We start from the raw sequence: 5,037 nt of genomic DNA, 5'->3' as shown, positions 1-5,037 counted from the left end.
TAAAAAATTTAAAGCAAAATCATAATCTTACACAAAATTAGTTTTCAAATTGTCATATTGATGATTTTTTTTATTTCATCAAGAGTTTTCGACAAAATTAAAGAATAATTTTAATTTTTAATCACTATTTTTTGTTATAATTTAAAAGATAGTTTATCAAAAGGAATGATTCGATGAAAAAATTGCTTAGTTTTTTTGGAACGATGATAATGTTTACAACTCCAAGTATTTTAACGATTAGTTGTATTTATCCAGAACATTATTATATTCCAACCCAAGATGCAACATTGCAGCCAGCAGTTGGCAAGTTTTTAACACATTTTATGTTACAACCCATTAATGATGAAGATGAATATTGAGTAAAACATCAAGATGATAATACAATTTTCACAATGTTTTCAAAAGAAAGAGAAGCTCATACTTTATGACCAATTATTAATTATAATTTTAATAATCCTTCAAATGTTCCAGCATTTGAGTTACCAACAACTAATGTTTTATTTAAAACATATATTGCAAGTATGCCAACCCATTTGCAAACAGCTAACCAATTATATCGTGATTTTATTTTGTTTCCGTTAATTCGTAATACAACGGAGTATACTTATACGACGGGACAAACAACAATAGAAGAATATACTTTAGATGGTAGCCATTTTCCAACAACGATTTATTATTTAACAATTAATTTAAATTCAAATGTTTTTTGAAGTTATGAACTTAATAAAGATTTACAAGAATATTTAATTAATTATATTCAGAATCATCCAAGGTTTATTTTTAAACAAAATATGACAACAGCAGAAATTATTAAATTATGGCTAACAAATGTTTATAGTGATTCAAATAATTTTAAAATTAGTAATATTAAGACAATTAAAAATATTGATGAATTATATTGTTATTTAAAAAATAAAATTACTTTTCATTTTGATCAGTTAGATACTAGTAAAGTTAATCAAAATGGAAAATTTAATTTTAAAGTAACTGACCAAAATGGTAATTATATGTGAGAATTAAATGAATTAAAATACCAAATTCAAAACTAAATATAACAAAAATAGACACATAAATTTTATACTTTATGTGTCTATTTTTTATTTAAAGGCTACTTTTTTTATAATTTAATCCAACAACATTTTTAACTTTTGTTATTTTTTTATTAGCAATTGCTCGTGCTTTTGTTGCTCCTAAATCAATTAATTCATCAATTGTTTGATCTTGCATTAATTTGTGGTATTTTTTTTGAATTGGTTCTAAAACTTCAATAATTGTATTGGCAACTTGTTCTTTTAATTGGCCATAATCGTATTGAACAAATTCCTTAACAGCTGCTTCAATTGTTACTTTTTTTAAAACAGCATAAATTGTTAAAAGATTACTTACGCCTGGTTTTTGCTCAGGATTATAAGCAATTTTTCCTTCTGAATCAGTTACGGCACTACGGATTTTTTTTCGAATTACTTCAGGTGCATCTAATAACCCGACAAAAGACTTAGGATCATTGGAAGACTTACTCATTTTTTTAGTTGGATTTTGTAAATCCATAATTTTGCCACCAATTGGTGGAATAAAGTCGGTCGGAATTTTAAATAAATCTTGTTGATAACGATTATTCATTCGTTCGGCAATATTTCGTGTTAATTCAATGTGTTGTTTTTGGTCTTTTCCAACTGGAACTAAATCAGCATCATATAATAAAATATCCGCGGCCATTAAAGTTGGGTAAGTTAATAATCCGGTTGGAATAAATTCAGTTCCATTTTCTGCTTTCATTTTTATTGATTTGTCTTTAAATTGTGTCATTCGTGATAATTCCCCAATAGTTGTATTGCACAATAAAATATGTGCTAATAAGGTAACTTCTAAGACATCTGATTGAACAAAAATAATTGCTTTTTGTGGGTCCAAACCACATGCATAATATAATGCAACCATATTTTTAATGTTATTTCGTAATTCTTCTTTGCTAATTGGAATTGTAATTGCATGTAAGTTTGCCACAAAAATAATTAAATTATTATCTTTTTGTAATTCAATAAAATTTTTTATCGCCCCAATATAATTTCCTAAAGTTAATTGTCCTGTCGCAGTAATGCCTGAAACAATTGTTGGTTTTTTTTGTTCCATATGTTCTCCCTTCTTGTCCAAATTTAATAACATATTTAGTAATATCATAGCAAATATTTTAGTTTTTCCAAAAGAAAAACAATAAAAGTAGTATTTTTCTTGGATTTTCAACCGATTTTGTTTACTATTTTTTGAACAAATAATATAATAAAATTATACACTTAGAAGGAGAGTAAAAAATTATGTCGAGAATTGAGAAAATTAATGCTCGTGAAGTAATTGATTCACGAGGAAATCCAACTGTTCAAGTTGAAGTTTGAACAGAATTTGGCGGATATGGTTCAGCAATGGTACCATCAGGAGCTTCAACCGGAAGTCGTGAAGCATTAGAATTAAGAGATGGTGATAAAGGACGTTACCAAGGGAAAGGTGTTTTAAAAGCAGTTGGGAATGTTAATACAAAAATTGCCGAACAACTGGTTGGAATGGAAGTAACAAACCAAGTTGAAATTGATCATGCCATGATTACTTTAGATGGAACTGATTTTAAAAAGAATTTAGGTGCTAATGCAATGCTAGGAGTATCAATGGCTGTTGCAAAAGCAGCTGCTTCGGAATTAGAAATGCCATTATACAAATATTTAGGTGGTGTAAATGGGAAAAAACTACCTGTTCCAATGTTGAATATTATTAATGGAGGAGAACATGCTGATAGTGCAATTGATTTCCAAGAATTTATGATTATGCCAGTTGGAGCTGAAACTTTTAAAGAAGCTTTAAGATGATCATCAGAAATTTTCCATACTTTAAAAAAAATCTTACATGATAAAGGTGATATTACTGCTGTTGGTGATGAAGGTGGTTTTGCTCCGCATTTTAATTGAGCATATAAAGATCAAACTTTAGCTTCATTTCAAACAAAAACACCAGCTGAGGTTGCCTTAGATTTAATTGTTGAAGCAATTGAAAAAGCAGGATATAAACCAGGTAAAGAAGGTGTTATGATTGCAATGGATTGTGCTTCATCAGAATTATATTTTAATGATAAAAAATATCACTTTAAGAAAATTGAAAAAGTTACTGGTAAAGAATATGCCATGACAACAGAAGAATTAATTAAATATTTAGACAAATTAGTTGATAAATACCCAATTATTTCAATTGAAGATGGTTTAGCAGAAGGTGATTGAGCTGGTTTTGAATTACAAGTAAAAACAATGGGACATAAAATTCAAATTGTTGGTGATGACTTATTTGTTACAAATCCAAAAATTACAGCAGAAGGGATTGCTCGTAACGCTGCAAATTCTGTTTTAATTAAATTAAACCAAATTGGAACAGTTACTGAAACAATTAATACAATTCAATTAGCACAAAAAGCAGGTTGAACAGCAGTTGTTTCACATCGTTCAGGCGAAACAGAAGATTCAACAATTGCTGATTTAGCAGTCGCTTTAAATACTGGTCAAATTAAAACAGGAAGTATGTCACGAAGTGATAGAATTGCAAAATATAATCGTTTATTAGCAATTGAAGATGAGTTAGAAACAGTAGCTGAATATGATGGAATTAAAACATTTTATAATTTAAAAAAACATGTTGCTGATTTAAAAAAATAACCTTATAAAAGGTTATTTTTTTATTATGATTATATAAATATTTATGGTGATAAAAGAATGTAACAATACCAAATATTTGAAATTTTAAAAAATAGTTGAAACATCGTTTTGATACTATATGTAGTAATATGATAGTATTATATTAGACTTCTTGCATAACCTATTAAAATAATTGTAAATATTTTTAAAAAGATACTAATAGCAAATTATAATTTTAATTAATTATGTCTTTTATTTAAAAATTTAATATTTTCCTACAACGAAAAATGACTTTTTATTTAAATTATTTAATTTTAAATACATCTTCTATGCTATCTATAATAATACTTTAATTTTGTAGAAAACTCTTGATATTTATAGAATATACTTAATTTTAGGTATATTTTTAATATATAAGAGGTAAATAATTGATGGAAAAAATTTCTAGCGTATTTAACAATTTATCTTTATTAAAGTTATTTTTAAATTGCTCTTGTAATTTTAATATCTTAGCAATTGTCCGATATATTTTAAAACTATCTTTTACTACTTGCTGATAAGCAAGTGGGACAAAAGAAACTAAATTAAACAAACTTGTTTTTTTAAATCCCCAACCAATAAACCACTCACTGTTCATATAGAATTTAAACGGTTCAGGAGTCAAAACAAACTTTTCTGCTTTGATTAAAGTTGTCATAACGACAATAGGGGCATATTGCGGATTTTTATAATATATTGTTAAAGCAACTTCGCCCGCAACTGATAATGGAACAATTTTTACTGCTAAAAAAACATCAGAACCATAGGCAAAAGGTAATAATTGGCATTTTTTAATAGCCTTAGTTTCAAATTTAGATAATATTTTTTTAGTTTTATCAATAATTTTATTAATTACTTTTTGTTTAATAGCAATTATTTGTTTTTCAATTGGGGCTAATAATTTTTTAGTTACTTTTTGAATATAAAAATTTGGGTTTAAATAATTTAAGACTTTATTTAATTTAATTGGCGTTTGATGCAAAATGTTTAATAATTTATTATTATATATTTTACTTCCACGCATTAAATTAGCATTTAATAGTAGGTTTTTACCAACACCTTTTTTATGAAGATTGGCCATAATGTTATATCACTCATTAGTATTAATTTTGCTTATTTTATCAATATTTAATCCATATTCAGACAATCATTTATTAGCATTTTTTTCATTTACGCGTGGTATTTTTTGAACTAATGTAGGACTTATTTTTTGAATATTTTTTTCAATTTTTAATAAATTATTAATTGTTTCTAAATTAGAAACTTTAAAACCCTTATAAAAATCATTTCGGGCTAATTTACCAATTGTATATAATAAAGTTTCATTATA

General features: G+C 26.2%; 4 protein-coding genes. 2 read left to right on the top strand and 2 right to left on the bottom strand.

Translation table 4 applies throughout. The features are described from left to right. Positions 1–173: 173 nt before the first annotated feature. Positions 174–1,049 carry a lipoprotein gene (locus tag EHV01_RS03230; RefSeq protein WP_422066177.1) on the top strand — a complete coding sequence of 292 codons (876 nt, stop codon included), beginning with the start codon at positions 174–176 and terminating at the stop codon, positions 1,047–1,049. 52 nt (positions 1,050–1,101) lie between these two features. On the opposite strand, the gene trpS is transcribed toward EHV01_RS03230, so the two are convergent. Next, positions 1,102–2,130, bottom strand: coding sequence for a tryptophan--tRNA ligase (gene trpS / locus EHV01_RS03225; protein ID WP_422066176.1), 1,029 nt, complete (start codon positions 2,128–2,130; stop codon positions 1,102–1,104). 182 nt (positions 2,131–2,312) lie between these two features. Here trpS and eno point away from each other — a divergent pair, with 182 nt between their 5' ends. After that, on the top strand, positions 2,313–3,689 hold the full coding sequence (gene eno, locus EHV01_RS03220; RefSeq protein WP_422066175.1) for a phosphopyruvate hydratase: 1,377 nt from the start codon (positions 2,313–2,315) through the stop codon (positions 3,687–3,689). A 385-nt stretch (positions 3,690–4,074) separates the two neighbouring features. On the opposite strand, the gene EHV01_RS03215 is transcribed toward eno, so the two are convergent. Beyond that, a partial coding sequence (locus tag EHV01_RS03215; RefSeq protein WP_422066174.1) for a hypothetical protein occupies positions 4,075–5,037 on the bottom strand: 963 nt, incomplete at its 5' end.

Origin of the sequence: Spiroplasma sp. hy2, assembly GCF_044714365.1 — a bacterium.
In the GTDB taxonomy this organism is placed as follows: Bacteria; Bacillota_I; Bacilli_A; order Mycoplasmatales; family Mycoplasmataceae; genus Spiroplasma; species Spiroplasma phoeniceum.
The sequence above is the reverse complement of the archived record's forward strand: the minus strand, read 5'-3'. Positions and strand labels throughout refer to the sequence as shown.